Raw genomic sequence first — 723 nt, 5'->3', positions numbered from 1 at the left:
CAGACCACCGGCGTGCTCAGCATCTTTGTGGATGTGAGCGAATTCCGCGCGGCCGAGCATGCCACGCGCGAGGCCCGCGATGCGGCCGAGGAGGCCTTTCGCGTGAAGTCGGAATTCGTCGCCAACATGAGCCATGAGCTGCGCACCCCGCTGCAGTCCATCATGGGCTTTGCCGAGCTGGGCAGCCTGCGCTCGCGCGGCAATCCCGCCATGGCCGACATGTTCAACGACATCCATGCGGCGGGCCAGCGCATGCTGGCCCTGGTCAATGACCTGCTCGATGTGGCCAAGCTGGACAGCGCCGTGGGAACCATCCACCTGGAGCGCACGGACCTGCGCAGCCTGATCCGGCCGGTCGTGCGCGAGCTGGAGCCGCAGCAGCAGCACAAGCTCATCGACCTGCGGCTCGAACTCGACGACGCCCCGCTGATCGCCAAGGCCGACCCCGTGCGCTTCCAGCAGGTGGTGCGCAATGTGCTGGCCAATGCCATCAAGTTCTCGCCCATCGGCGGGCGCATCGATGTGCAGGGCCGCATCGACGGGCAGGGCGACATCTGCATCGCCTTCTCCGACCAGGGCCCGGGCATTCCGCCGCAGGAGCTGGACAAGATCTTCCAGCCCTTCGTGCAGTCCAGCAAGACCAAGGACGGCTCGGGCGGCACGGGCCTGGGGCTGGCCATCTGCCGCAAGATCATCGACGCCATGGACGGCACCATCGTGGCC

At 67.1% G+C, this 723-nt stretch carries 1 protein-coding gene; it reads left to right on the top strand.

Annotated features, from left to right (window positions below; genetic code table 11):
* The coding region (locus L995_RS21630) for a sensor histidine kinase (protein WP_047473657.1) at positions 1-723 on the top strand (723 nt) is incomplete at both ends.

The sequence above is a fragment of the Delftia sp. ZNC0008 genome (assembly GCF_000799035.1).
Taxonomy (GTDB): Bacteria; Pseudomonadota; Gammaproteobacteria; order Burkholderiales; family Burkholderiaceae_C; genus Comamonas; species Comamonas tsuruhatensis.
The sequence above is the reverse complement of the archived record's forward strand: the minus strand, read 5'-3'. Positions and strand labels throughout refer to the sequence as shown.